The organism is Pseudomonas sp. ok272 (genome assembly GCF_900109995.1).
Lineage (GTDB): Bacteria > Pseudomonadota > Gammaproteobacteria > Pseudomonadales > Pseudomonadaceae > Aquipseudomonas.
Window position 1 is genome coordinate 14,247 of sequence record NZ_FOCB01000002.1, and the last position, 25,364, is coordinate 39,610.

The following is a 25,364-nucleotide window of genomic DNA, read 5'->3' on the forward strand; positions in this document are numbered from 1 at the left end:
TAATGCCAGTCAGTTAAGGCGCCAAACCTGTGGGAGCGAGCCTGCTCGCGAAGACGGCAACACAGCCAACATCTCCGTTGACTGACCTACTGCTATCGCGAGCAGGCTCGCTCCCACGCGGGTTTCGCTTAACTGACTGGCATTAGGGCAAGCCTCGCTCCTACAAGGAATTGAGCTGCCCCCGGATGTGTGTCGTGGACCAGGGTGGGAGCGGGCTTGCTCGCGAAAGCGGTGGGCCCGTCAATGGTGATGTCGAATGTGCCGGCACCTTCGCCGGCAAGCCGGTCTCGCACACATGAGGTCTGCTACATGCAATCTCCCTCAGGAGGTCTGTGGCGTCTGTCAGACTTGGGTGGCGAGCGGATACAGCCGCTCATCGAACTGCTCCAGGCGCGGGAAGGCCAGTGGCTGTTCGTCACTGAGGTGTTGCAGGCGTCGGTCGTAGTCCACCAAAAACGCCTGGCGCGCCTCATCGCTGATGTACGGCACGTGCCAGGCCACGAACGGTTCCAGCACGTCGAACCCGACGTAGGCCAAGGTCCCGCGCAGGATCGGCCGCAGCATGTCTTCGAGTGGGCCGTGGATCGCGCCTTCGCCAAACATGTGCTCGCGCCCGCCCAGGGTCACGGTCACCAGGGCCTTCTTGCCCGCCAGCCCGCCTTGGTCGTAGAAGCGTTTGCCGCCGTAGCAGACGCCCGAGACCAGCACCCGGTCGATCCAGCCCTTGAGCATCGCCGGGGCCGAGAACCAGAAGATCGGGAAGTTGAGGATCAGCAAGTCGGCCCACAACAGCTTGTCCAACTCGGCCTGGATGTCCGGCGCCAGGGATTGGCTCTTCACGCCCAGGCGTTGTTCCAGGGCATAGACCAGGTACTCGGGGTTTTCCCGCGAGGAAAAGTCATCGGCGCTGGCCACCGGGTTCCAGTTCATCGCGTACAGATCACTGACCTGCACCTCGTGGCCCTGGGCCTCAAGGCTAGCGACTGCCTGGTCGCGCAACGCGGCGGTGAAGGAGTTTGGCTCGGGGTGGGCGTGGACGATCAGTACGTTCATGGTGGTTCCTTAGACTTGTTCCAACGTAGGGGTGGTGTTCGAGGCGCGGCTGGCCAGCAGGTTGTCGAGCCAGTCGGGGTCCATTTGCGGTTCGGAAGAAAACAGCAGCCCGGTGTAGTCCTGGTGCGGCGGGGTAAAGATCGCATGGCGCGAACCGTGGTCCACCACCCTGCCCCGTTGCATCACCAGCACCTCATCGGCAATCGCGCGCACGGTGGCGACGTCGTGGGTGATGAACAGGTAGGCCACGCCCAGTTGCCGCTGGATGCGGTCCAGCAACTTGAGCACGCCCTCGGCCACCAGTTGATCCAGCGCCGAGGTGACTTCGTCGCAGATGATCAACTGCGGCTCGGCGGCCAGCGCCCGGGCGATGCACACCCGTTGCTTCTGCCCACCGGACAGCTCGCGAGGCTGGCGTTCCATGTACTGCGCCGGGTCGAGTTCGATCATCTCCAGCAGCTCAGCCACTCGGGCGCGCATTGCCTTGCCCTTGAGGCCCAGGTAGAAGGTCAGCGGCCGGCCGATGATGTCGACGATGCGCTGGCGTGGGTTCAAGGCGGTGTCGGGGATCTGGTAGATCATCTGGATGCGCCGCAGTTGCTCCTTGCTGCGCTGGCGAAAGTCCGCCGGTAGCGGCGCGCCGTCATACAGCACCTGGCCATAGGTCGGCGGCAGCAGCCCGGTGATCAGTCGCGCGGTGGAGCTTTTGCCGCTGCCCGACTCGCCGATCACCGCCAGGGTCTGACCGCGATAGAGCTTGAGGGACACGTCGTGCAACACCGGTTGCTGGCCATAGGCCGCGCAGCTGTTGCGCAGTTCCAGCAAGGGCGCTTCCTGCTGCGGCAACGCCTTGGGTTCGGTGCGGAAGCTGCGCACCGCCCACAACGATTTCGTATAAGCCTGTTGCGGGGCACCGAGCATAGTGCGCGTATCCGCTTCTTCCACCAGCTTGCCGTGGCGCAACACCATGATCCGGTCGGCCATCTGCGCCACCACCGCCAGGTCATGGCTGATGTAGATCGCCGCACTGCCAAAGGTGGTCACCGCATCACGAATCGCCGCCAGCACTTCGATCTGGGTGGTGACGTCCAGGGCGGTGGTCGGTTCGTCGAAGATGATCAGGTCCGGGTGGCAGGCCATGGCCATGGCGGTCATCACCCGTTGCAACTGCCCGCCCGAGACTTGATGGGGATAGCGCTGGCCGATGGTCTCCGGATTGGGCAGGCGCAGCACCCGATACAGCTCCACCGCCTCGCGCATGGCCTGGGCGCGGCTGATGCCGCCGTTGATCACCGCCGTTTCGACGTGCTGGTCGATCAGCCGGTGCGCCGGGTTGAAGGAGGCCGCCGCGCTTTGTGCGACATACGCGATGCGCAGGCCACGCAGCTTGCGCAAGGCCTCGGGCTTGGCCTTGAGCAGGTCGATGCCATCGAACTGCACCGAGCCGCCGGTGATCCGGCAGCCATCGCGGGTGTAGCCCATGGCGGCCAGGCCCAGCGTCGACTTGCCGGCCCCCGACTCGCCGATCAGCCCCAGCACCTCGCCCCGTTGCAGCGTCAGGTCGATGCCCTTGATCAGCGGATGCCAGGCGTCTTCGTAGTGACCTTCGATGTGCAGGTCGCGGATGTGCAGCAAAGGTTGTGGTGTAGTCATGTTCAGCATTCCTTGAGCCCGCTGGATTTGTGCAGCATCCAGTCGACGACGAAGTTGACGCTGACCGTGATCAACGCCACGGCCAGGGCGGGCAGCAGCGGGCTGATGTCGCCAAAGGTGATCAGCACCGCGTTGTCGCGCACCATGCTGCCCCAGTCGGCGGTGGGCGGTTGGATGCCCAGGCCGAGGAAGGACAGCGCACTGATGAACAGGAACACAAAGCAAAAGCGCAGGCCGAACTCGGCAATCAGCGGTGCGGCGGCGTTGGGCAGGACCTCGCGAGTCACCAGCCACCACAGGCCTTCGCCGCGCAGGCGGGCGGCTTCGACGAAGTCCTGCACCACCACGTTCATCGCCACCGCGCGGGACAGGCGGAACACCCGTGTCGCATCCAGCAGCGCGATCACCAGCACCAGGGACGTGGCGTTGGTGCCGACCACGCTGAGGATCAGCAAGGCGAAGATCAATTGCGGGATCGCCATCAGGATGTCCACCACCCGCGACAAGCCCTGGTCGATCAGCCCGCCCTTGATGGCGGCGATCAAGCCGCACAGACCACCGAGGGCGAACGCCAGCAGCGTGGTGAGGAAGGCAATGCCCAGGGTGTTGCGGGCGCCGTAGATCAGCCGGGTCAGCATGTCGCGCCCCAGGTTGTCGGTGCCCAGCACGAACTGCCCGCCCCACGGGGCGAAGCCCTCGCCCACCACCTGGGTTTCCCCGAACGGCGCCAGGACCGGCGCGAACACCGCGACGACGATGTAGACCAGGATCACCAGCAGGCCGAACTGGGCGCTCAAGGGCGCACGGAGTAATTGCTTGATCAGGTTCATGGGCTACCCCTTCGGATGCATCAGGCGTGGGTTGCTGGCGATGGACAGTACATCGGCGCTGGTGTTGAGCAGGATGTAGGTCGCCGCAAAGATCAGGCTGCATGCCTGTACCACCGGGATGTCGCGCTTGGCCACCGAGTCCACCAGCAGTTGGCCCAGGCCCGGGTAGACGAACACCACCTCGACCACGACCACGCCGACCACCAGGTACGCCAGGTTCAGCGCCACCACGTTGACGATCGGTGCCAGCGCGTTGGGCAGTGCGTGGCGAAAGATGATCCGCGACTGGCTGATGCCCTTGAGCCGGGCCATTTCGATGTAGGGGCTGGCCAGCAGGTTGATCAGCGAGGCGCGGGTCATGCGCATCATCTGCGCGATGACCACCAGGCTCAGGGTGGTCACCGGCAGAATCGAGCGCTCCAGCACCGTGCCGAAGGAGGCATCCGGCGCCAGGTTGGAGATGCTCGGGAACCAGCCCAGCTTGACCGAGAACACCAGGATCAGCAGGTAGGCGACGAAGAACTCGGGGAACGACACCGCGCTCAGGGCCGAGGTGTTGAGCAGGCGATCGAACCAGCTGTTGCGGTACAGCGCTGCCAGCATCCCCAGCAACAGGGCCAACGGCACCGAGACCAGCGCCGCCAGCAGCGCCAGGCGAAAGGTGTTGCCCAGGCGGGTGCCGACCAGGTCGGCAATCGGTCGCTGGTTGGCCAGCGACACGCCGAGGTCGCCGTGCAGCAGTTGCCAGATCCAGTGCCCGAAGCGCGTCACGGGCGACATGTCCAGGCCCAGTTGGGCGCGGAATGCGGCCACGGTTTCCGGGGTGGCCGACTGGCCCAGCATGGCCTGGGCGATGTCGCCCGGGAGCATGCCGACGGCCAGGAAAATAATCACCGAGACGGCGAACAGCGACAACAGGCCCAGGGCCAAGCGCTGGAGGAGCAGTTTGAACAGGCTATTCATCGTGCGGTTCCTTGAAATGGGCCACGCGCTACACATCCCCTTGTGGGAGCGGGCTTGCTCGCGAATTGGATCTGTCAGTGACACCTACCGTGACTGACCCATCGCTTTCGCGAGCAAGCCCGCTCCCACAGTTGATCTTCAGTGTTCTGATGACCTACGCCTGCCACCAACGCTCAATCACCCGTAACCCATCCAACTCACCATAGGGTGCGGTCAACGGGCCGTGGGCGACGCGGTTCGAGCGCGCGGCCACGGAGCTGGCGAACAGCGGCACAATCGCCCCGCCGTCGTCGCGGCACAGGGCCTGCATTTCGTTGTACATCTCGCGGCGCAGCGGTTCGTTCATCTCGCCACGGGCGGCGTTGAGCAACTGGTTGAAGCGCGGGTTGTCCCAGTGGGTTTCGTTCCAGGCCGCGCCCTTGGCGTAGCCGATGCTGAACATGCGGTCGGCGGTCAGGCTGGAGTACCAGAACGAGGTGGTGAACGGTTGCTTCATCCACACGTTGGAGAAAAACCCGTCGGCCGGCTCGCGCACCACGTCGATGTCGATCCCGCCCGCGCGGGCCTGCTCCTTGAACAGCACCGAGGCATCCACCGCGCCGGTGTAGGCGGCATCGGAGGCTTGCAGGCGCACTTTGAACGACTCCATGCCCGCCTGTTTGAGGTAGAAGCGCGATTTGTCCGGGTCGTATGTGCGCTGCTCCAGGGCCGGGTTGAGGAAGCGACTGCCGGGCTGGATCGGGTGGTCGTTGCCCACCAGGCCGTAGCCGTACAGCACCGAGGCCAGCAGGGTCTCGCGGTTGATCGCGTGCTTCATCGCTAGGCGCACGTTGTTGTCCTTGAACACCTGGCTGTCGCACAGCATCGGGAAGGTGTAGTGCTGGGCGCCCTTGGTTTCCTCGATCACCAGGTTGGGGTTGCGCTTGAGCAACGCCACGGTCTTGAGGTCAACCTTGTTGATCACGTCCACTTGCCCGGTGACCAGGGCGTTGACCCGCGCCGCGCCGTCGGCGATGGCGATCAGCTCGGCGCTGGCGAAGTGCGCCCTGCCCGGCTTCCAGTAATCGGGGCTGCGCTCCAGGGTCATGCGCACGCCCGGCTCGAAGTCCTTGAGGCGATAGCCGCCGGTGCCGCTGCCGGTTTGCCAGTCGGCCACCCCGTCCTGGCTCGGCATGATCGCCAAGTGATAGTCGGCGACCACGTAGGAGAAGTCGGCGTTGCCCGAGTGCAGTTCGAACACCACGCTGTCCGGGCTGGCCGCGCTGACCTTGGCCACGTCGCCCAGCACGGTCTTGGCCGCCGAGGTGGACTTGTCCCCCAGGTGATGCTGGATCGACGCGACGACGTCATCGGCGGTGAGGGTCTTGCCGTTATGGAAGGTCACGCCCTGGCGCAGTTTGAAGGTCCAGACGCGCGCATCGGGGCTCGACACCCAGCTTTCGGCCAGCTCGGGAATCGCGGTGCCTTCCACGGAGATCTCGGTCAGGGTGTTGTAGACTGCCGAGAAGCCGACGAAGGTGAAGGTGTCGGCCCACGACCCCGGGTCCTTGGAGTCGGTGGTGCTGCCACCGGCCAGGCCCAGGCGCAACACACCGCCGGGCTTGGGCGCGGAGGTTTCGGCGTAGGCACCGAACGGCAAGCCCAGGGCGAACGCCCCACCTACCGCAGCGGCGGCCGCGCTGTACTTCAAAAAGTCCCGACGCGGGAAGTGTGAGTGAGTCATTTTGTTGTTGTTATCGCTCATTGCAGTTACCCCTGATCAACAGCTTAAGAAAGTCATCAACAACGTTTCAGGCATGACCGATGTCTGCGGGTTGAACACCGATCCTGTGGCAGCGGGCTTGCTCGCGAAAGCGCTGGGTCAGACAACCGTGATGTCGACTGACACTCCCTCTTCGCGAGGCCCGCTCCCACAGGTTTGGTGTCCATCGCTCACCCCTCCATCAATTGAGCGGCACACCGGGCAATCCGCCGGCAGGCATCAGCCAGCGGTTCGAGGTCGACCACCAGGCCCAGGCGGATATGCCCGGCCGCACTCGGCCCAAAGGCTTCGCCGGCCAACACCGACACGCCGTGACGGTCCAGCAGGCAGTCGGCAAATGCTTGGGCACTGAGGCCGGTCTCGCGGATGTCGACCATCACGAACATCCCGCCATCGGGCTTCAACGCACGCAGGCCCGGGCAATCGGCGAGGTGTTCGCAGACCAGGTCGCGGCGCTGGCGGTAGGCCTCGCGCATCGCCGCCAGTTGCGGCAGCTCAACGGTCAGCGCCACCACGGCCGCATCCTGGATGAAGTCCGGCGAGCCGTAGAGCATGCACAGGGCGAGGTTTTCCAGGTGTGCGGCCAAGGCTGGCGGCGCCACCACCCAGCCCACGCGCCAGCCGGTCATGGCGTGGGACTTGGACAGGCTGTTGAGGGTCGCGGTGCGCTCGGCCATGCCCGGCAAGCTCGCCGGGCTGACATGCTCGCCGTCGAACAGCAGCTCGCTGTAGACCTCATCGCTGATCAACCACAGGTCGTGGCCGATGCACAGCTCGGCCAGCGCCTGCCAGGTGCTGCGCGACAGGCTGGCGCCCGACGGGTTGTGCGGGCTGTTCAGGGCCAGGGCGCGGGTGCGTGGGGTGATGCGCGCCGCGACGTCTTCGGGCAACACCCGAAAGCCATTCTCCGAACGCACCGGCACCGGGATCACCACCGCGCCGCAAGCACCAAACACCGCTTCATAGGTCACGTACATCGGCTCGGCGACGATCACTTCATCGCCGGGGTTGAGCACGCACTGCGCCACGCTGAACAGCGCGCACTGCGCCCCGGACAGCACGACGACCTGGTCGGCCACCACCGCCTGGCCGCTGCGCTGTTGATGGCGCCGGGCGATGGCCTCACGCAGGGCGGGTTTACCGCGCACGTCGGCGTAGTGGGTGTGGCCGGCCAGCAGGCTGTCGATGGCGCCCTGGACGATGGGCATGGGGGTGTCGAAATCCGGGTCGCCCACCGACAGCAGCAGGATGTCCGCACCCTGCTGGCGCAGGGCCAGGGCCCGGTAGTGGATATCCCAGGCGGCGGCACCGTCACCGGCGATACGTTGAGTCAGATCGGCAAAGCGCATGGCCCTGTCCTCTTCATTCACACATCAATGTCAGTGAGCGCAAGCGTGCTTGAGCTCAATCAGGGTCACGCCGTTACGCTTGAAGCCATGGCGCAGGTCAGTTTGCAGCTCGGCCAGGTTTTGCGGCTGGCTCACCGTACAGCCGAACGCCCGGCCCAGGGCGGCGAAGTCCGGGTTGCGCGGCAGTACGCCAATCGGTTCGATGTCCAGGCCCAGCATGTCGTCGCGGATCTGCCCCAGGGCGTCGTTGTTCCACAGCAGCACCACCAGCGGGCTGTCGAGTTCTTCCACCGCCGTCGCCAGTTCCTGGGCGGTGTAGAGGAAGCCGCCATCGCCCACCAACACCAGGCCGGCCCGCTGGGGCGCGCCGAACTTGGCGCCGATGCCGGCCGGCAGACCGTAGCCCAAGGTGCCGTAGCCGGTGGGGTGCAACCAACTGCGAATCGCCAGGCTATCAAAGGCGTAGTTGCCGGTGTAGGCCAGTTGGGTCATGTCGGTGCTGATGAAGGCATCCGCCGGCAACTCGGCGGCGATGCGTTCGAGGATCGCTTGATGGATCGTTTGCAGGGGGCCATGGCCCGTCTTCACTGCCAACCGCAAGGCGGCGACCGCGGCCGTGGCGTGGCTGGCATCGCGGGTGACGCTGGGCAGGCGCTCCAGCAGTGCGCTGAGGGTTTGCTGGGCGTCGCCGTGCAAGGCCACTGCACAGGGGTAGAAGTCATTGAATTTGCGTGGGTCGATGTCGACGCGCAGCAGTTCGGCGTTGAGCGGCAGGCGCTCGCGCCAGTAGTCGGTGTCGGCCATTTCGGTGCCCACCGCCAGGACCACATCGGCTTGGGCGATCAACTGCCAGCCCGGCTCCACGCACAGGCTGGAGCCGGCATTGAGCGGCGCGTCCGGGGCCAGCAGGCCTTTGCCGGCGACGCTGGTGAACAGCGGCGCGGCCAGGCGGGAGCTGAGTTCGCCCAGTTCCTGGGCGGCATTCAAGGCACCGCCACCGGCGATGATCATCGGCCGCTTGGCGCCGTTGAGTTTGGTGACGGCCTGTTCCAAGGCGTCGACGCTGGCCGGGCCACGACCGGGACGGCGCACCACTTCATTGCTCCAATCGCGCGCGACCTGGGCCGACAGCACGTCCAGCGGCACCGAGATGTGCACCGGCCGCGGTCGTTCGCTGTCGAACACCGCGTAGGCCCGGGCAATCAGCTCGGGCAGGTCTTCGGCGGTCAAGGCCAGGGCCGAGAACGCGGTGATGGGCGCGGTCATGGCGCGCTGGTCCTGGGTCTCGTGCAGGCAACCCCAACCCTTGCCGAGGCTGGCGGTGTGGTTGACGCTGGAAATCACCAGCATCGGGATCGAGTCGGCATACGCCTGGCCGATCCCGGTGGCGGCGTTGGTCACGCCGGGACCGGTGATGATGAAGCACACGCCGGGCTTGCCGCTGACCCGCGCATAGCCGTCGGCCATGAAGCTGGCGCCTTGTTCGTGGCGAGTCAGGACATGGCGAATGCCGCTGCCGGGCAAGCCGCGGTACAGCTCCAGGGTGTGGACGCCGGGGATGCCGAACACGGTGTCGACGCCGTAGTTGGCCAACAGGCGAACCAGGGCCTGGCCCCCCGTCAGTGAAGTGCTTTGCATGTTCAGTTCCTCACGCATGGTCGAGGCGAATCAACGCATCGACCGCGGTCGTGCCAGTGGCACCGACCAACAATGGGTTCACATCCAGTTCCAACAACTGCCCGGCGTTCTCGCAGGCGTAGTCCGCCACGCCACGGATCGCCGCGACCAAGGCGTCGAGGTCCGCCGTTTGCCGACCGCGAAAGCCTTGCAGCAAGGCGGCGCTGCGCAGGCTCAACACGGCATTGCGAATCGCCCCGTCGGTGGTCGGCAGCAGCAGGCTGCGGCTGTCCTTGAGCAACTCGACGAGGATCCCGCCCGCCCCGATCACCAGGGCCAGGCAGAAGTCGTTCTCGCGCTTGATGCCCACGATCAACTCCGCCAGCGGCGGTTTGGCCATGGGTTCGAGCAGCACCTGATCGAACAGTACATCCGGGGCGTAGGCATGAATGCTGGCGGTCATGGCCTTCAGGGCGGCAGCCAGAGCGTCCGCGTCCTTGAGGTTGAGCGCCACGGCGCCGGCTTCGGTCTTGTGCGGCAGTTGACTGCTGACGGCCTTGAGCACCAACGGATAGCCCAGGGCGTTGGCGTCCTGCAGTGCATGGGCCGAGGTGCTGAGCACGCCCTCGGGCGTGGGCAGACCGAAGGCTCGCAGCGCTTGCTTGGAATCCCATTCGTTGAGCAGGTGTCCTTCGCCGGCCAGCGCCTGCGGACACAACGGCACCAGCGCCGATTCACCCAGGGCCAGCAATGCCTGGCGATTGCGTTGATAGCCGGCGATACGGCCCCAAGCGGCCAGGCCATCTTCCACCCCTTGCAGGGCCGCCACGCCTTGGCTGTGCAGGCGCTCGCGGGCATGGGCCGGGAGCAATTCGGGGAAGGCCGAGGTGACAAAGCCGGTCTTGCCGTGACGCACCAGGGCCTGGCAGTACAGCTCCAGCAGCAGGTCGCACTCCTTGCGCTCGCCGGTGAGTTCGGTCGGGTAATCGAGCACCAGCATCGCCGCGTCGGCTTCGGTGCGCAGGGCGCTGTCGAGCATGCGGTTCAAGGCCGCGCCGTCGCCCCAGATGGCGGTGGTGAAGTCCAGCGGATTGACCAGGTTGGCGTAGGTGGGCAGCACCTGTTCCAGCTCATTCACTTGCCCGGCATCCAGTTTTGGCAGGTCGAGGTCATTGCGTTCGGCGTAGTCGGCAATCAACCCGGCATCGCCGCCGGAACAGGCCAGCGCGATCAGGCTGTTGCCCGCCGGCAGTTTGCCGCAGGCGGCGGCCTTGAGGGTTTCGACAAAGCTCACCGGGCCGCTGACGCGGATCACCCCCAGGCGCGCAAACAGCGCGTCGTACAACGCATCGGAACCCGACAGCGAGCTGGTGTGACTCAGGGCCAGCTCGGCGCCAATCTGCGACACGCCGGTTTTCAGGGCAATGATCGGGATGCCCTTCACCAGCGCCTTGTGGGCGGCGCGGGCAAATCCCGGGACATTCTTCAGGCCTTCTAGGTGCAGGCCGATGGCGGTGACGCGCGGCTCGTCGAGCAGCACGTCCATCAACTCGGCCACGCCCAGTTGCGCCTGGTTGCCCACCGAGGCCATGTAGGCCACGGGCAGCGAGCGGTCGCTCATCGACACGTTGTAGGCGAAGTTACCGCTCTGGGTCAGCACCGCCACGCCCTTGTCCACCGCCTTGCCACCATGGGCCACCGGCCACAGCGCCGAGCTGTGCAGGTAGTCCAGCAGGCCGTAGCAATTGGGGCCGAGCAAGGCCATGTCGCCAGCCGCTTGCAACAGTCGCTGTTGCAAGGCCTGGCCTTCGGCGCCGGTCTCGGCAAAGCCGGAGGCGTAGCAGATCGCCCCGCCCGCCCCTTTGGCGGCCAACTCGCTGACGCAGGTCAGGGTCAGCTCGCGGTTGGTGGCAATGAACACCGCGTCCGGGCCGCACGGCAATTCGGCGATGCTGCGCACGCACGGCACACCGTCGAGGCTGTCGTGTTGCGGGTTGACCAGCCACATCTGGCCGGCATAGCCGCCGTCGGCGCACCGCTTGAAGGCGCGCGCCATACTGCGGCCACCGACGAACGCCACGTGGCGCGGGGCGAGCAGGCGTTTGAGGTTGTCACGGAGTGTCTGGGACATAGAGCCTCCTGGCCAATCAGCGCAGCAACGGCCGCAGCAGTTCGCGGGAAATAATGTGACGCTGGATCTCCGAGGTGCCTTCCCAGATCCGTTCGATCCGGGCGTTGCGCCAGATGCGCTCCACCGGGCCTTCATCCATCAAGCCCATGCCGCCAAAGATCTGCACCGCCTCGTCGGCGACCTTGCCCAGGGTTTCACTGGCGAACAGCTTGGCCATGCCAGCCTCGCCGTCGGTCATGCTGCCTTGGTCCATCTTCCAGGCGGTGTGCAGGGTCAACAGCTCGGCGGCGCGGATCTGCGTGGCCATGTCCGCCAACTTGAACGACACGCCCTGGTAGGTGCCGATGGGCTGGCCGAACTGCTTGCGGTCCGCGGCCCATTGCAGCGACACATCCAGCGCCCGCTGGGCCTGGCCGACGCAGTTGGCGGCGACCATCACCCGCCCGGCGGTCAGCCAGGCGTTGGCCACGTCCCAGCCCTTGCCGACTTCGCCCAAGACCTTGGCGGCCGGCACGCGGCAGTCGTCGAAGAACATTTCATAGGTGTGGTAACCACGGTTGCTCACGCACTTGGGGCCACGGCGGATGGTCATGCCCGGGGTGCCCCGGTCCACCAGGAACGAGGTCACGGCGTTGCGCTGGCGGCCGTTGTGTTCGTAGGTGTCGGTCACGGCAAAGACGATGGCGAAATCGGCGTGGCCGGCGTGGCTGATGAAGTGCTTGCTGCCGTTGAGTATGAAGTCATCGCCATCGCGCACGGCGCGGGTCTTGATCGCGTTGGCATCGGAGCCGGCGCCCGGTTCGGTCAAGGCGAAGCAGTCGACCTTCTCGCCCTGGATGCACGGCAATAGGTAATCGTTGATCTGCTCGCCCTTGCACGCCATGAGGATCTTCGAAGGCCGGGCGACAAACACGTGCAGCGCCCAGGACACCTTGGACAGCTCACGTTCGATCAGCGCCTGGGACAAGTAGTCCAGGCCGCCACCGCCGACCTCTTCAGGCATGTTGAAGGCATAGAACCCGGCGGCGATCGCCTTGCCACGGATCTGTGCGGCCAGCTCGGGGGTGACCTCGTCGGCGCGGTCGACGGCGTCTTCGTGGGGCAGCAGTTCCTTGGTGACAAAGCTGCGTACCGCGTCCACCAACATGTCTTGTTCTTGGGTCAGTTGGAAATTCATGGGGCTACCTGTGGTTCAGGGCTGAGTGAGGGGCTTAGCGGCCGATGAAATGCGCCGGGCGTTTTTCCATGGCGGCGCGCAGGGCTTCGTTGCCGTCTTCGCTGCGTCCGCACAACAGACCCGCCGCGAGTTCGGCGTGCAGGTGCTCGGGCAGGCTGCGGTCGGCGCCTTCGCGCATGAGCTGCTTGGTCTGGGCAAAGGCAAAAGTCGGCCCATTGGCCAGGCGGGTGGCGAGCTCGCCGGCGACGCTCAGCAGTTGATCGTCGGCACAGACCTCGCCCACCAGCCCAGCCGCCAGGGCGCGCTCGCTGCCCCACAACTCGTCGAGGAACAGCAAGCGCTTGGCTTGCTCACTGCCGATCAGCCGTGGCAGGTGCCAACTGGCGCCGGCGTCCGGCGAATAGGCCATGCTGGTGTAGCCGGCCTTGAACCGCGCCGATTGCGCGGCGATACGCAGGTCGCAACACAGGGTCAAATCCATCCCGGCCCCGACGGCGGTGCCATTGATCGCGGCGAGGGTGGGTTTTTCCAGGGTGTACAGGCGGGTCATCAGGGCGTGGGCGGTTTCGGTCCAGCCATAGCTTTCCAACGCCCCGCGCGCCTCGGCGGCGGCCCATTCATCAAGGTCGGCGCCAGCACAGAAACTGCGACCATTGCCCGTCAGCACCACCACCCGCACCGCGGGGTCGGCATTAAAACCATCGAGCAAGGCATGCAGGGCCTTGAGGCTCGGGATGTCCAGCGCATTGCGCTGGGCGGTGCGATTAAGGGTGATCCAGGCAACGCCGGCTTCGACCTGACTGAGCAGCGAAGGATGAGTAGTCATGCGAATCCTCGAATTATTGTGTTTGGCGTGAGGTGATGCGACTGAGGCCATACTAAACGAGTGTTCAGCAAGGCGGCAATCCGCATAGAGAAGCGCTGTAACAACCTTTAAAGGTGGTTATCTGATTGTATTTAAAGGGGTTATTGGTTTTTTACTGGTCAGCCTTGGCGGCCCTGTTACAACTTCGCACAACTGCTGACACCGCCTAGCCGGGGGAATCTCACCCCTTTGTGGGAGCGAGGTGTATCTGCAACAGGATGGGGTGGCTGTCAGGCCGCCTTCGCGAGCAAGCCCGCTCCCACAAGGGATCTGGGTACACCCCATCACCCCACTGCGCCCTTCACCACTCAACAGGCCGAGCGTTAGCTCGCCTGCTGATCTTGATCTTGATCCACCCGCCCCATCGGCAGGCTGAGCGAAGGTATCCCGCTGGGGATTGGCGCAACGCGCCGTTCGACGCAGTCGAACACATCGCGTGGAGGTGCAGCGAAGCAAACCGGGGGCGATGCCCCCAGAGGGATACCGTAGCGAAGGTACACCGAGCCTTGGCGAGGGGCCGAACGCTCGGGGCGAGACTTTTTGGTTCCTTTTGTGGCGTTTGACAAAAGGAACTCGACCGTCAGGGCGAAACCACCAGTCGCCACACCCGCAGCAACAGATATGTACACCACCCGCCAGAGCCAGGTCGGCTGTCAGGCCGCCTTCGCGACCGTGCGGCGATCCGACAGACTCGCCCCCACGGCACAGCTCAAGCGCTCGGCAAGATCGGCGCCAACACACCCTGGCGCTTGCGGTGCAGCACAAAGTACGCGCCATAGCACAAGGCAATAAAGCCAAAGCCCCAGTACAACGACGGCCGCTGGGTCTCATCCAACGCCAGGAACACAAACAACGAGCAGCACAAGGCAATACACACCAAGGGCAGCACCGGGAACCAGGGCGCACGGTACTTCAAGTCCTCAAGCTTGCCGCCATCGCGCAGGTACGCCTTGCGGAACTTGTACTGCGCCAGCGCGATAACGATCCAGGTCACGGTCCCCGACATGCCACTCACCGCCATCAACACCATGAACAGCGTGTCGGCCGCGACAAAGCTGGTCATCAACGACACCAGCGCAAAGCACAGGGTGATGCTCAACGCGCGCAACGGCACACCGCGCTTGCTCAACGGCGACAGGCTCTTGGGCGCCATGCCGGTCTTGGACATCGCCCACAGGATGCGGGTCGAGGCATAGAGCCCGGAGTTACCGACCGACAGGATCGCCGTGAGGATCACGAAGTTCATCAGGTCGGCCGCGTAGGGAATGCCGACCATGTCGAACACCTGCACGAACGGGCTTTCCATCAAGCCCGCCTGCTGCCACGGCACGATGGCCGAGAGCACGATGATCGCCAGCACATAGAAGATCAGCACGCGAAACACCACGTTGCGTACGGCGCGCGGGATGCTTTTTTCCGGCTGGTCGGTTTCCCCGGCTGCCACCCCCATGATCTCGCAGCCCTGGAACGCGTAGACCACGGTCATCATCACCGCGAACACCGCCGACAGGCCATTGGGGAACAGCGCGTCGCCGATCAGGTTGTTCATCATCGGGGCCGGGGCCCCGCTGGTGAGCGGGATCGCGCCGAAGATCACCAGCACGCCAACCACGATGAACCCCAGGATCGCCGCCACCTTGATCCCCGAGAACCAATACTCCGCCTCACCAAAGGCGCGGGTGGCCAGGGCGTTGAGGCCGAACAGCACCACCACGAACAAGGCCGACCAGTACCAGATCGGCACCGATGGGAACCAGCGCGTCATCAGCATGCCGGCCGCGGTGAACTCCAGGCCCACGGTGGTGGCCCAGCTCATCCAGTACACCCAGCCGATCATGAAGCCGGTGGCCGGGCCGATGAATTTTGTGGCGTGGGTCTGGAACGATCCGGACACCGGCATCTGCACCGACAACTCGCCCAGGCACACCATCACCAGGTACATCAGGAAACCCGCCACCAGGTACGCGAGGATCGCGCCCACCGGGCCGCCCTGGTTGATGGTCACCCCCGAGCCCATGAACAGGCCGGTGCCGATCACCCCACCCAGTGACAGCATGAAGATGTGTCGGCTCTTGAGGGCACGCGTCAGGTGGATACCCGTGCGTTCAGTGGTCTCGGTCATGTCAGCACCCCACGTGAGTGAGGTGAGCGCAATAAGCTTTACGGCCGTTCATTATTATTATCTCCAATAAGCTTCGAAGACCGCGCTGTGGCGGTTGCCTCGATTATTGGAAGGCCATGTAAGTTCGCGTTAACCGTGGGGATCGAAGTTGTGCGAAGTCGTAACAAAGCTGTGCATCAGTGCAACAAGCCGTCAAGGGTGTCCAGGGCCACCTGCACTTGCTCGCGCACCGCACCGGCCAGGGCCCGGGTCGCCGCTTCATCGTTGTCCAGCGCGGCCGTCTCCAATGCGCCCAGCACCAACGCCAGGGCCCGAAAGCCCATGGACGCGCTGCTGCCTGCCAGGCGATGGGCCAGTTGCACGACGTCGGTGCAATCGCCCGCTTCGATCGCTTCCCCTAGCGCTTCGCGGTGCTGGCCGATGGCCGCGCGCAACACCTCCAGCAACCCCCGGACCTTCTGCTCGCCGAGCAAGGTGCGATGGGTGTGCAGCAACGACCAGTCCACCGCCGGGTCGTCGGTCTCGGCGTCGGCCATCGGTAGTTGCCCGGCCAAGGCCTGGCGCAGGTGGTTCAGGTTCAAAGGCTTGGCCAGGATGCCGTCCATGCCGGCCTCCAGATAGCCGCGCACCAGGGCCGGCTGCACACTGGCGGTCAAGGCGAAGAGCCGGCTGTGCTGATTGCGTCCAGGCGTGCTGCGCAGGCGCTGGCACAGTTCGACGCCGCTGATCCCCGGCAGGTGCACGTCCAGCAACAGCACATCAAAACGCTGCTCGGCGCACAGCACCAGCGCCTGCTCCGCGTCGACGGCCAGCCACACCGCGTGCCCGTCGCGTTGCAGCAAGCCGGTGACCACCTCGCGGTTCAGGGCCACGTCCTCCACCACCAGAATCCGCAGCGCCGGCGAAGGCGTACTGTCTGCAGCCACCTCGGCCTTGGCGCTGGCCGGCGCCAAGGTCAGCTCGAACCAGAAGCAACTGCCGCGCCCCACTTCACTGTCGACGCCGATCTGCCCTCCCAGTTGCTCCACCAGGTGCTTGCTGATAGCCAGCCCCAGGCCGGTGCCGCCATAGCGTTGCGCCACGGCGTCGCTGGCCTGGGTGAAACGCTCGAAAATCCTCGCGTGCATCTCTGGCGCAATTCCGATGCCGTTGTCGGTGACGCTGACCCGCAGCCGTTGCCCGGGCTGTTCGGGCGCGGGTGCCAGCAGCACCACGGCGACACTGACCTGCCCACCGGCGGTGAACTTGATCGCGTTGGCCAGCAGATTGCTCAGCACTTGGCGCAGGAACTGTTCCGCGCCGTGATGATGCTCGGCCACTTGCGGATCAATCAGCCCATGCAGCGTGGTGTCGTTGCCCAGGGCCCGGGGTTCGAGCAGGGTCAAGACTTCGTCGAGCAACTGACGCAGGGAGAAGTCCACGGGTTCGGGGTGGGTCGCGCCCTCCTCCAGCCGGGCGAAGTACAACACCTCATTGAGAATGCTCAACAGCCCGACGCCAGCCTTGTGCAACGCATCCAGGCGCTTGCCATCGCGCTCGCCCAGGCGCGCCGAACGCAGCAGTTCAGCCATGCCGAGAATGCCATTGAGGGGCGTGCGCAGTTCGTGGCTCATGGTGGCCAGGAACCGCGACTTGGCGAGGTTGGCCGCCTCGGCTTCGTCCTTGGCCCGCATCAGGCTGGCGGTGCGGCGTTCGACCATACGCTGCAGTTGATCGCGGTTGTCTTCCAGGGCCAGGCGGTCGGCTTCGCGGCGTTCGACATCACTGAGAATGGCCCGGCGCATTTCGTCCAGCGCGTGGGCGACGCTGTCGATTTCATCGTCCTTGCCCCCCACCCGCTTGTCCAGGCGCAAGGGTTCGTGCCAATCCCCGGAGGCGATGCGCTGGGCAAAGCCGGCCATCACTTGCAGGTGGCGGGTGACCAATCGATAGAACAACCCCGACAACGCCACCGCCAGGCCGCACAGAAATACGCTCATCCACAGCAGGCTGCTCAAGCCAGTGGCGAACAGCCGGCGGTGCACCGCGCCCAGGTCGGTGCTGACTTCAAGCTCGCCCAGATGCCGCAACGGCCCGGAAGGTGGCTGGAACTCCAGGGGAAAACGCTCGATACGCAGTGGCCCTGCTGGCTCGGGATCGCCCTGCAGCAGGTCGAAGTCAGGACTGCTCAAGCGCACCCGCGCCACGTCGGAGAAGTCCACCAGCCCGCGCAATTGCACGTTCAGTTGCTCCTGGTTCAGGTCCCACACGCTGCGCTCCAGGCTGGCCAGGTAACCGGCCCGGATCAACGCCATGCGCGAGTCGATGTCCCGCATCTCGCGCCGGTATTCGATGTACAACTGCACGGTACTGGCCAGCACGGTGAAGCACAGGCTGAACAGCAGGATGAACAGGAGCAGACGGCGCAATAGGCCACCGGGCCGGGCACGCATCATCGACCCTCCTTGATCATGTCGCGGTAGGCCACTTCGCTCTGATCGAGCCAGCGCTCGATATCGCCGGCATCGACCAGTTGCTGCAACAGCGCGTTGATCCGGGGCATGTCGCTGGCCAACGGTGAACGACGCGACACCCCGACCCGCAGGTAATCCACGCTCAGGGCGTTAGGCAAGGCGACGATGTCCTGGCCACCCGGCAGGTTTTCCACGTACAACTGGCCGGTGCGCCGTTCCTGGGTGATGAAGTCGATGCGCCCGCGCAGCAGCTTGCCGAAGTTCTGGCGGCTGTCGGAAACCCACTCGATGTTGTGGTGTAGCGCGACCATGCGGTCGAAGTCCGCGCCGTAGCTTTCCCCGAACAGCAGGCCACCCCGGTAGTTGGCCAGGTCTTCCAGGCGCTCGAAGCGCAGCGGGTGCTGGCGATTGACGAACAATGCCACCTCTTCGCGCAACACCGGCACCGCGGCAAACACCAGGCTTTGCTCGCGCTGCACGCTGCTGTAGGCCAGCACCACGTCGACCCGGCCTTCGGCGGCATCCAGCAGGCAACGCTTCCAGTTGCCCAGCACGACCACCTCGACCTCATAGCCCAAGCGGCCGAACAGGGTTTTCACCACGGTCGGCGCCAGGCCACGCACCTGCTGGCCGTCGCTCCAGGAAATCGGCGGGTACACCGGGTAATCGCAGTAGCGCACCCTGTCCACGGCCAGCGCGTTGCCGGCCAGCAGCATCAGCAGCCACGCCCAGCGCGACATGGGCCTCAGGCCGCCACGCTGGCGGTGAACAGGTAGCCGGCGCCGTGAATGGTGATGATCAATTGCGGTTCGGCCGGGTCGTCGTGCAGCTTGCGGCGCAGGCGGCCCACCAATACGTCGATAGAGCGATCGTTGGGCACCCACTCGCGGTTGCGGATCTGATCCATCAGTTGGTCGCGGCTCAAGGTGTGGCCGCTGTTGCGCAGGAACACGTTGAGCAATTGGTACTCGCCATGGGTCAGCAGGGTTTCGCCGCCCTCGGCATCGATCAGCCGACGCCTGTCAGTGTCCAGGGCCCAGGCGGCGAACTGCTTGACCGGCTTGGCCACGGCGGTGATCGGTTGCGGGGCCTGGGCATGGCGGACCCGACGAATCAGGTTCTTCGCCCGGGACACCAGTTCCCGTGGGTTGAGCGGCTTGATCACGTAGTCATCGGCACCGCATTCGAGGCCGACGATGCGGTCGATCTCATCATTGCGCCCGGTGATCAGGATGATCCCCACCTCCGAGCGCACCCGCAGTTCACGGGTCAGGGTCAGTCCGTCCTTGCCCGGCAAGCGGATGTCGAGCATGACCAAATCCACCGTCTGGCTGGCGAGGAAGGTCTCGGCCAGCTCCGCCGTGGCGGCACAGTGGACGTCGTAGCCTTCCTGGGACAGGTAGGCGTGCAGCAGTTCGCGAATCAGCGGATCGTCATCGACGATCAGTACCCGGGACGTCATTGCGTGGTGTCCTGCGTATGCCCGAAGGCGTGTTTCTTATTAGAGTGTTGTCTTGCACGGGGGTCAGACTAGCCATTGCTGAACGGCTGATCAATAGTCCTCCGCTGGCCGGCTGAATCGCTGGCGGCCGCCGGCCTGCAAACCGTCCACCCAGGCTTCACACATCTGCACGCCCTGCTCCGGGGTAAAAGTGCCGGGGTTCAGGCCCAACTCCAGCCACAGGCCGTCGAGCAGCGCACTGAGGCTGATGGCGGCGAGGTCGGCGTCGAAGTTTTCACCGGCGGCCTCCCAGCCTTCTTCCTGCGCCAACTCACTCAACGCGGTGCGCGTGATGCTGCGGTACTCACCGTAGGAATGGTCGTGCGCCTTGTTGATCGCCTCGGAGGTCTTGACCGAACCCCAGAACGCCAGCCAGGCGTCGATCAGTTGCGGGTCGATCATTTCGGCGGAGAATGAGCCGCGAAAAAACGCCGACAGCCGCTCGCGGGCGCTGGGTGCGGCCTGCTCCATGGCGAGGCGCAGCACGCCCATGACCCGGCCGGTGACCGCCATGTAGGCCTCGGCCACCAGTTCGTCCTTGCCGGAATAGTGATGACTGATCAGGCCCACCGACACCCCCGCCTCGGCCGAGATCTTGCGGATCGACGCGCCCTGGAAGCCGTCGCGCTTGAGGCACACCAGCGTCGCCTCGATCAGATTGGCCTTGCGCAACTCCGGTTCCATGCGGGAAAAACGGGCTTCCTGACTCATGCGCGACACGCTCCTGTGTTCAATCGTTAAAAAGCCCGTGCTGGATGCTCACGAGCTGAACGACTGTACAGCAACTTTACCAGTAGGAGCGAGGCTTGCCCGCGAACGCGCCTGCGCATTCGATATCAATGTTGACTGCGCCGACGCCTTCGCGGGCGAGCCTCGCTCCTACGGGCCGGGGGTTACTTGCTGGACCAGGCGTTGAAGCGCTCTTCCAGCTCTTCGCCATGATCGACCCAGAAGCCGACGTTCATCGACAGGGCGCCCTTGAGGTTCTGCGGTGCGGTGGGCACCCATTGGGCGAGTTGATCGTCCAGTTGGGCGGCGGCCGCGGTGTTGGTCGGGCCATACGGGATCTGCTGCACGTACTTGACCTGGGCGTCCGGCTGGTTGGCGAAGTCGATAAAGCGCTTGGCCTGGTCCACGTGCTTGGAGCCCTTGATGATGGCCCAGTAATCCATGCCATACAGGCTCCCCGGCCAGACCAGTTGCACATGGCTGCCGGCCTGCGCCGCCGAGGCGATGCGACCGCTGTAGGTCGAGGTCATCACCACGTCGCCGGCCATCAGCCATTGCGGCGGTTGCGCGCCGGCTTCCCACCACTGGATGTAGGGCTTGAGTTCGGTGAGTTTGGCGAAGGCGCGGTTCACCCCTTCCGGCGTCACGAGCACGGTGTACACGTCCTCGACCTTGACCCCGTCAGCCAGCAAGGCGAACTCCAGGTTGTACACCGCGCGCTTGCGCAGGCCGCGCTTGCCGGGGATTTTTTTCACGTCCCAGAAATCCGCCCATGAGGTCGGCGCCTGGGCCAGTTTGTCGGTGTCGTAGGCAATCGCCACGCTCCACACCAGGGCGGCGGAACCGCATTCCTGCGCGGCATCGGGGATCAACGCCTTGGCGTGCCCCAGTTGGGTCCAGTCCAGGCGCTCGTACATGCCTTCGTCGCAGCCGCGCAACAGGTCCGGGCCTTCGATCTGCACCACGTCCCAATCGACGTTGCCGGTGTCGACCATGACTTTGATCCGGGCCATCTCGCCGTTGTATTCGGTTTGGATCAGCTTGCTCTGATCGACCTTGCTGAAGGGTTGGAAGAACGCCACATCCTGGGCTTTTTGTCCGGCTCCGCCGTAACCGACCACCACCATGTCCGGGGCGGCCTGAGCACTGCCAAGGCCAAGGGCCTGGGTCAGCAACAAGGTATAAAAACCGTGTTTGAGCATGTTGCCTTTCATCGATGAGTCCTCTTGCAGGTGCCCAATGCAGGCCAGGCCCTTTTTTATTGTTGAGAGGTGCACCCCAGGAACGGGAGCCCGATGAAGCTACTGCAAGAGCCAGTAAAAAAACAAGTTGATTCTTTACTGAAGGTAAATTTATATAGGGCAATAATAACAACGCCGAAAGGTCGGCCAGCCAGGTCAACAGATTGCTCAACACAGTGGAGATCCCTTGTGGGAGCGGGCTTGCCCGCGAAGCGGCCAGCACATTCAACATCCCTGTTGCCTGTGCCGACGCCTTCGCGGACGAGCTCGCCCCCCACCTGGATTCTCAGTGATTTGCAGACTGCGTCCCTTGCCCCGACCTTTTGGCTACAGCCTGCTGGAGTACCGTCCCATGCCGTCCGCCGCTACTGCTTTCGCCCACCTGTTCGAGCCCTTGCAACTGCGTGGCAAACGCCTGAAGAACCGCATCATGTCCAGCGGACACGACACTTCGATGCCCACCGACAACCTGGTCAACGCGCAGTTGATCGCCTATCACAAGGCCCGCGCCGAAGGCGGCGTGGGGTTGATCGTGTTGCAAGTGGCCGGGGTGCATGACAGTGCGCGCTACACCTCCCACGTGCTGATGGCCACCGATGACGCCTGCATCGAGGGTTACCGCCGGCTGGCCGACACCTGCCATGCCCACGGCACCGTGGTGCTGTCGCAGATCTTCCACCCGGGCCGGGAAATCATGGAGTCCAGCGACGGCCTGCTGGCGGTCGCCTACTCGGCCTCGGCCGTGCCCAACGAGCGCTTCCGAGTGATGCCCCGGGCGCTGGACCAAGGGATGATCGACGACATCGTCGCCGGCTACGCCGCCGCTGCCCGGCGCCTGCACCAGGCCGGGATCGACGGCGTGGAAGTGGTCGCCAGCCATGGCTACCTGCCGGCGCAATTCATCAACCCCCGGGTCAACCGCCGCACCGATGGCTACAACGGCGACCTGGAGCAGCGCCTGCGCTTCCTCCGTGAAGTCATCGCGGCGGTGCGCGCCGCCACCGACACGCAGTTCATCATCGGCCTGCGCATCTCGGCCGACGAACGCGACCCCGAAGGCCTGACCGAAGACGAATCCCTGGCGGCGGTGCAGTTGCTGCAAGCGCAGTTGGATTACGTGCACATTGTCGCCGGCACGTCGGCCTCCCTGGGTGGCGCGGTGCATATCGTGCCGCCGATGGCGATCGAGGCCGCGTACCTGGCCCGGGAAGCCGGGACGTTCAAGGCCGGCTTGTCGATTCCCTTGTTCGTCACCGGGCGCATCAACCAGCCCCAGGAAGCCGAGTTGATCCTGGCGCGTGGCCAGGCCGATGTGTGCGGCATGACCCGCGCACTGATCTGCGACCCACAGATGCCCAACAAAACCGACACCGGTCGCGCCGAAGATGTGCGCGCCTGCATTGCCTGCAATCAGGCGTGCATCGGCCACTTCCACAAGGGCCTGCCGATTTCCTGCATCCAGCACCCGGAAACCGGGCGCGAACTGATCTTTGGCCAGCGCACACCGGCCACCCAACGCAAGCGCATCATGATCGCCGGCGGTGGGCCCGCCGGGATGAAAGCCGCCGCCGTGGCCGCCCAGCGTGGGCATGAGGTCACGCTCTACGAGGCCAGCGCGCAACTCGGTGGCCAAGTGCTGCTGGCGCAACTGCTGCCGCGCCGGGCTGAATTCGGCGGTGCCAGCACCAACTTGCAGCACGAGATGGCGCTGGCGGGTGTGCGTGTAGTGCGCAACACCCGGGTCGACCGCGCCCTGGTCGAGCGGGAGAAACCGGACATGGTCATCGTCGCCACCGGCGCTGAACCCTACTGGCCGACCTTTGAGCGTGGCGGCGAACTGCAAGTGGTGGACGCCTGGCAGGTGCTGCGCGATGAAGTGAAGATTGGCCGCTCCGTGGTGGTGGTCGACTGGCGCTGCGACTGGATCGGCCCGGGCATTGCCGAACGCCTGACCCGGGCCGGGCACCAGGTGCAACTGGCGGTCAACGGCACCCACTGCGGGGAAAACCTGCCGCTGTACGTGCGTGACCAACTGGCCGGCGAACTGCACAAGCTGGGGATCCCGATTACCCCGTACGCCCGTCTCTACGGCTGCGACGACAACACCGTGTACCTGCAACACACCGCCAGCGGCGAGCCGATGCTGCTGGAAAACGTCGACACCCTGGTGCTGTGCCAGGGCCATCAGCCGGTGGATACGCTGGCAGACGAGCTGCACGGGTTGGTGCCGGTGCGCCGCATCGGCGACTGCCTGGCGCCGCGCACGGCCGAAGAAGCGATCTACGAAGGCTTGAAAGTCGCCTGGGAGCTTTAAGGCTGTTTATACTCCGGGGCTTTAGGTTGGGCTTGAGTACGACGCAATCCCTTGTGGGAGCGGGCTTGCTCGCGAAGGCGGAGTGTCAGTCACCCTCCATGTCGACTGGCACGACGCCTTCGCGAGCAAGCCCGCTCCCACAGGATCAGTGTCAACTGACGGAGCCTCACCCTTCCCCCGTTCGGAGCTCACCATGAGCAGCACCCCCCCAGCCACGCCCGCCACGCAGGCGCACTTCCTCGGCACGCGGATTCGTGGCCTGCGCAAACGCCAGGGCATGACCCTGGCCGAACTGGCCCAGCGCAGTGAGCTGACCGCTGGCTACATCAGCCAGTTGGAGCGCAACCTGGCCTATCCGTCGATCCCGGCGCTGTTCAACATCGCCCGCAGCCTGGGCGTGACCATTCAGTGGTTCTTCGCCAGCGAAGCCAACACCGCCCCCGAGGATGTCGGCATCGTGGTGCGCAAGAACAGCCGCATGAGCGTGCATTACGAAGACGGCATCGTCGACCACCTGCTCAGCCCACAACAACCCAACCGCCAACTGGAAATGCTCCACTCACGCTTCCCGCCAGGCACCTACACCCAGCAGAGCTACAGCCACGAAGGCGAAGAAGCCGGCTACCTGCTGTCCGGCAGTTTCGAACTGTGGGTGGGCGAGCGCTACTTCCAGCTCAACGAAGGCGACAGCTTCAGCTTCGCCAGCAAAGAGCCCCACCGCTACGGCAACCCCGGCGAGGTGGATGCGGTAGTGATCTGGGTGATTACGCCGCCGACGTTCTAATCGGTAGTCAGCCTCAGCTGTTGGCTCGCGTGGATTGCTAGACAGCTGGGGTGCGAAATAAACAGCTCACTCGAAGCTGGGCCACTGAACACTTTTCCATGGCGACGATGCGCAAGAAGTTGCGCGGTTACTTTTCGACATACCCCCGCTTCACACAGCTGCAAGCCCGTGCTGCTCAGCCTATATATCCAGTGCGCAGGAAGTTGTGTCGTGTTGCGCGAGTTCTTGCGCACCTTTTAGTACGCCGTTACCTAATATGTATAAAAACCCCGCCAACAAACATGTAACAAGCTGATATTTAATAAGTTTAACTAAACTGGCATAAATATTGAGTTCACCCTTCTCCGCGTTTTCCGATGTGCAACGTTGAAATGGGCTCAATTCTCGCGCTCAAAAAATCACGGCATTCAGATCACGTTGAAACACTTAAGAATAGGGATTACGGGCTAGGTTAATGATGTCTCTTCAACAACTACGAATATTAAAATCAATCGCCATCATCGTGACACCCATCTATCTCTCAGGTTGTGTTGGGGTGGTGGTGTCAATGCCGGAGAAGATCGCCGCTTATGAAACAACGTACGATGCACCGACGACACGAGAGTGGTGCGGCATAACACTCGTGGCGGTTGTCATCCCCATTCCATTAAAACTACCCGTTTGTGAGGTGCAGCCAGGGCAACGGTTTACATCACCGTTTTATGCATGCGGCCCGTTTATGGTGCTGGGGAACATCGTGCATGGCTATGAGGGGTATGGGTTGTGTGGAAAATTCAGGCAAACAAATTAACGACGACCTGGAACCACTGCCCACCCTCAC

The 25,364-nt window shown here is 64.4% G+C and carries 19 protein-coding genes; 3 read left to right on the forward strand and 16 right to left on the reverse strand.

The window, feature by feature from the left end; genetic code table 11:
• Positions 1 to 342 precede the first annotated feature (342 nt).
• From BMW74_RS03055 to BMW74_RS03130, 16 genes are all read right to left on the reverse strand, one after another.
• Positions 343 to 1,053 (reverse strand): NAD(P)H-dependent oxidoreductase, encoded by a 711-nt coding sequence (locus BMW74_RS03055; RefSeq protein WP_093413490.1) that lies wholly within the window; start codon positions 1,051 to 1,053, stop codon positions 343 to 345.
• Positions 1,054 to 1,062: 9 nt separating this feature from the next.
• Positions 1,063 to 2,706, reverse strand: coding sequence for an ABC transporter ATP-binding protein (locus tag BMW74_RS03060; protein WP_093413493.1), 1,644 nt, complete (start codon positions 2,704 to 2,706; stop codon positions 1,063 to 1,065).
• Between the two features lie 2 nt (positions 2,707 to 2,708).
• Positions 2,709 to 3,536: an ABC transporter permease gene (locus tag BMW74_RS03065; RefSeq protein WP_093413496.1), complete on the reverse strand. Its 828-nt coding sequence runs from the start codon at positions 3,534 to 3,536 to the stop codon at positions 2,709 to 2,711.
• Positions 3,537 to 3,539: 3 nt separating this feature from the next.
• Positions 3,540 to 4,499 (reverse strand): ABC transporter permease, encoded by a 960-nt coding sequence (locus tag BMW74_RS03070; RefSeq protein WP_093413499.1) that lies wholly within the window; start codon positions 4,497 to 4,499, stop codon positions 3,540 to 3,542.
• A gap of 154 nt (positions 4,500 to 4,653) precedes the next feature.
• Positions 4,654 to 6,243, reverse strand: a complete 1,590-nt coding sequence (locus tag BMW74_RS03075) for an ABC transporter substrate-binding protein (RefSeq protein WP_093413501.1) — start codon at positions 6,241 to 6,243, stop codon at positions 4,654 to 4,656.
• A gap of 188 nt (positions 6,244 to 6,431) precedes the next feature.
• The gene (locus BMW74_RS03080; RefSeq protein WP_093413504.1) at positions 6,432 to 7,610 is read right to left on the reverse strand and encodes a pyridoxal phosphate-dependent aminotransferase; all 1,179 of its coding nucleotides are present in this window, start codon (positions 7,608 to 7,610) and stop codon (positions 6,432 to 6,434) included.
• 30 nt (positions 7,611 to 7,640) lie between these two features.
• Complete coding sequence (locus BMW74_RS03085) at positions 7,641 to 9,248, reverse strand: 5-guanidino-2-oxopentanoate decarboxylase (RefSeq protein WP_093414791.1); 1,608 nt, start codon at positions 9,246 to 9,248, stop codon at positions 7,641 to 7,643.
• Between the two features lie 10 nt (positions 9,249 to 9,258).
• Positions 9,259 to 11,358, reverse strand: coding sequence for an acetate--CoA ligase family protein (locus BMW74_RS03090; protein ID WP_093413506.1), 2,100 nt, complete (start codon positions 11,356 to 11,358; stop codon positions 9,259 to 9,261).
• A gap of 16 nt (positions 11,359 to 11,374) precedes the next feature.
• Positions 11,375 to 12,535, reverse strand: coding sequence for an acyl-CoA dehydrogenase family protein (locus tag BMW74_RS03095; protein ID WP_093413509.1), 1,161 nt, complete (start codon positions 12,533 to 12,535; stop codon positions 11,375 to 11,377).
• A gap of 34 nt (positions 12,536 to 12,569) precedes the next feature.
• The gene (locus BMW74_RS03100) at positions 12,570 to 13,361 is read right to left on the reverse strand and encodes an enoyl-CoA hydratase/isomerase family protein (protein WP_093413512.1); all 792 of its coding nucleotides are present in this window, start codon (positions 13,359 to 13,361) and stop codon (positions 12,570 to 12,572) included.
• A 748-nt stretch (positions 13,362 to 14,109) separates the two neighbouring features.
• Complete coding sequence (locus tag BMW74_RS03105; RefSeq protein WP_093413515.1) at positions 14,110 to 15,522, reverse strand: amino acid permease; 1,413 nt, start codon at positions 15,520 to 15,522, stop codon at positions 14,110 to 14,112.
• Between the two features lie 176 nt (positions 15,523 to 15,698).
• The gene (locus BMW74_RS03110; protein ID WP_093413518.1) at positions 15,699 to 17,957 is read right to left on the reverse strand and encodes an ATP-binding protein; all 2,259 of its coding nucleotides are present in this window, start codon (positions 17,955 to 17,957) and stop codon (positions 15,699 to 15,701) included.
• On the reverse strand, positions 17,954 to 18,715 hold the full coding sequence (locus tag BMW74_RS03115) for a substrate-binding periplasmic protein (RefSeq protein WP_093413521.1): 762 nt from the start codon (positions 18,713 to 18,715) through the stop codon (positions 17,954 to 17,956). Before BMW74_RS03115 ends, BMW74_RS03110 begins: the two co-directional genes overlap by 4 nt.
• 5 nt (positions 18,716 to 18,720) lie before the next feature.
• Positions 18,721 to 19,437 (reverse strand): response regulator, encoded by a 717-nt coding sequence (locus BMW74_RS03120; RefSeq protein WP_093413524.1) that lies wholly within the window; start codon positions 19,435 to 19,437, stop codon positions 18,721 to 18,723.
• A gap of 90 nt (positions 19,438 to 19,527) precedes the next feature.
• Positions 19,528 to 20,187, reverse strand: coding sequence for a TetR family transcriptional regulator C-terminal domain-containing protein (locus BMW74_RS03125; RefSeq protein ID WP_093413532.1), 660 nt, complete (start codon positions 20,185 to 20,187; stop codon positions 19,528 to 19,530).
• 182 nt (positions 20,188 to 20,369) lie between these two features.
• Entirely contained in the window at positions 20,370 to 21,419 is a 1,050-nt protein-coding gene (locus BMW74_RS03130; RefSeq protein ID WP_093413537.1) for an ABC transporter substrate-binding protein, read from the reverse strand.
• Positions 21,420 to 21,798: 379 nt separating this feature from the next.
• Between BMW74_RS03130 and BMW74_RS03135 the strand changes: the two genes are divergently transcribed.
• The 3 genes from BMW74_RS03135 to BMW74_RS03145 all read left to right on the forward strand — a co-directional run bounded on the left by BMW74_RS03135 (position 21,799) and on the right by BMW74_RS03145 (position 25,334).
• On the forward strand, positions 21,799 to 23,760 hold the full coding sequence (locus tag BMW74_RS03135) for an oxidoreductase (RefSeq protein ID WP_093413539.1): 1,962 nt from the start codon (positions 21,799 to 21,801) through the stop codon (positions 23,758 to 23,760).
• Positions 23,761 to 23,953: 193 nt separating this feature from the next.
• Positions 23,954 to 24,544 (forward strand): helix-turn-helix domain-containing protein, encoded by a 591-nt coding sequence (locus BMW74_RS03140; RefSeq protein WP_093413542.1) that lies wholly within the window; start codon positions 23,954 to 23,956, stop codon positions 24,542 to 24,544.
• 454 nt (positions 24,545 to 24,998) lie between these two features.
• The gene (locus tag BMW74_RS03145; protein WP_256562514.1) at positions 24,999 to 25,334 is read left to right on the forward strand and encodes a hypothetical protein; all 336 of its coding nucleotides are present in this window, start codon (positions 24,999 to 25,001) and stop codon (positions 25,332 to 25,334) included.
• Positions 25,335 to 25,364 lie beyond the last annotated feature (30 nt).

What these genes read in the sequence shown, in the direction of transcription:
- BMW74_RS03105 (WP_093413515.1), bottom strand. Translation starts at nt 15,522, where the DNA reads ATGACCGAGACCACTGAACGCACGGGTATCCACCTGACGCGTGCCCTC.
- BMW74_RS03125 (WP_093413532.1), bottom strand. Translation starts at nt 20,187, where the DNA reads ATGAGTCAGGAAGCCCGTTTTTCCCGCATGGAACCGGAGTTGCGCAAG.
- BMW74_RS03140 (WP_093413542.1), top strand. Translation starts at nt 23,954, where the DNA reads ATGAGCAGCACCCCCCCAGCCACGCCCGCCACGCAGGCGCACTTCCTC.
- BMW74_RS03120 (WP_093413524.1), bottom strand. Translation starts at nt 19,437, where the DNA reads ATGACGTCCCGGGTACTGATCGTCGATGACGATCCGCTGATTCGCGAA.
- BMW74_RS03055 (WP_093413490.1), bottom strand. Translation starts at nt 1,053, where the DNA reads ATGAACGTACTGATCGTCCACGCCCACCCCGAGCCAAACTCCTTCACC.
- BMW74_RS03110 (WP_093413518.1), bottom strand. Translation starts at nt 17,957, where the DNA reads ATGATGCGTGCCCGGCCCGGTGGCCTATTGCGCCGTCTGCTCCTGTTC.
- BMW74_RS03065 (WP_093413496.1), bottom strand. Translation starts at nt 3,536, where the DNA reads ATGAACCTGATCAAGCAATTACTCCGTGCGCCCTTGAGCGCCCAGTTC.
- BMW74_RS03090 (WP_093413506.1), bottom strand. Translation starts at nt 11,358, where the DNA reads ATGTCCCAGACACTCCGTGACAACCTCAAACGCCTGCTCGCCCCGCGC.
- BMW74_RS03080 (WP_093413504.1), bottom strand. Translation starts at nt 7,610, where the DNA reads ATGCGCTTTGCCGATCTGACTCAACGTATCGCCGGTGACGGTGCCGCC.
- BMW74_RS03085 (WP_093414791.1), bottom strand. Translation starts at nt 9,248, where the DNA reads ATGCAAAGCACTTCACTGACGGGGGGCCAGGCCCTGGTTCGCCTGTTG.
- BMW74_RS03100 (WP_093413512.1), bottom strand. Translation starts at nt 13,361, where the DNA reads ATGACTACTCATCCTTCGCTGCTCAGTCAGGTCGAAGCCGGCGTTGCC.
- BMW74_RS03095 (WP_093413509.1), bottom strand. Translation starts at nt 12,535, where the DNA reads ATGAATTTCCAACTGACCCAAGAACAAGACATGTTGGTGGACGCGGTA.
- BMW74_RS03135 (WP_093413539.1), top strand. Translation starts at nt 21,799, where the DNA reads ATGCCGTCCGCCGCTACTGCTTTCGCCCACCTGTTCGAGCCCTTGCAA.
- BMW74_RS03060 (WP_093413493.1), bottom strand. Translation starts at nt 2,706, where the DNA reads ATGACTACACCACAACCTTTGCTGCACATCCGCGACCTGCACATCGAA.
- BMW74_RS03145 (WP_256562514.1), top strand. Translation starts at nt 24,999, where the DNA reads ATGATGTCTCTTCAACAACTACGAATATTAAAATCAATCGCCATCATC.
- BMW74_RS03070 (WP_093413499.1), bottom strand. Translation starts at nt 4,499, where the DNA reads ATGAATAGCCTGTTCAAACTGCTCCTCCAGCGCTTGGCCCTGGGCCTG.
- BMW74_RS03115 (WP_093413521.1), bottom strand. Translation starts at nt 18,715, where the DNA reads ATGTCGCGCTGGGCGTGGCTGCTGATGCTGCTGGCCGGCAACGCGCTG.
- BMW74_RS03075 (WP_093413501.1), bottom strand. Translation starts at nt 6,243, where the DNA reads ATGAGCGATAACAACAACAAAATGACTCACTCACACTTCCCGCGTCGG.
- BMW74_RS03130 (WP_093413537.1), bottom strand. Translation starts at nt 21,419, where the DNA reads ATGAAAGGCAACATGCTCAAACACGGTTTTTATACCTTGTTGCTGACC.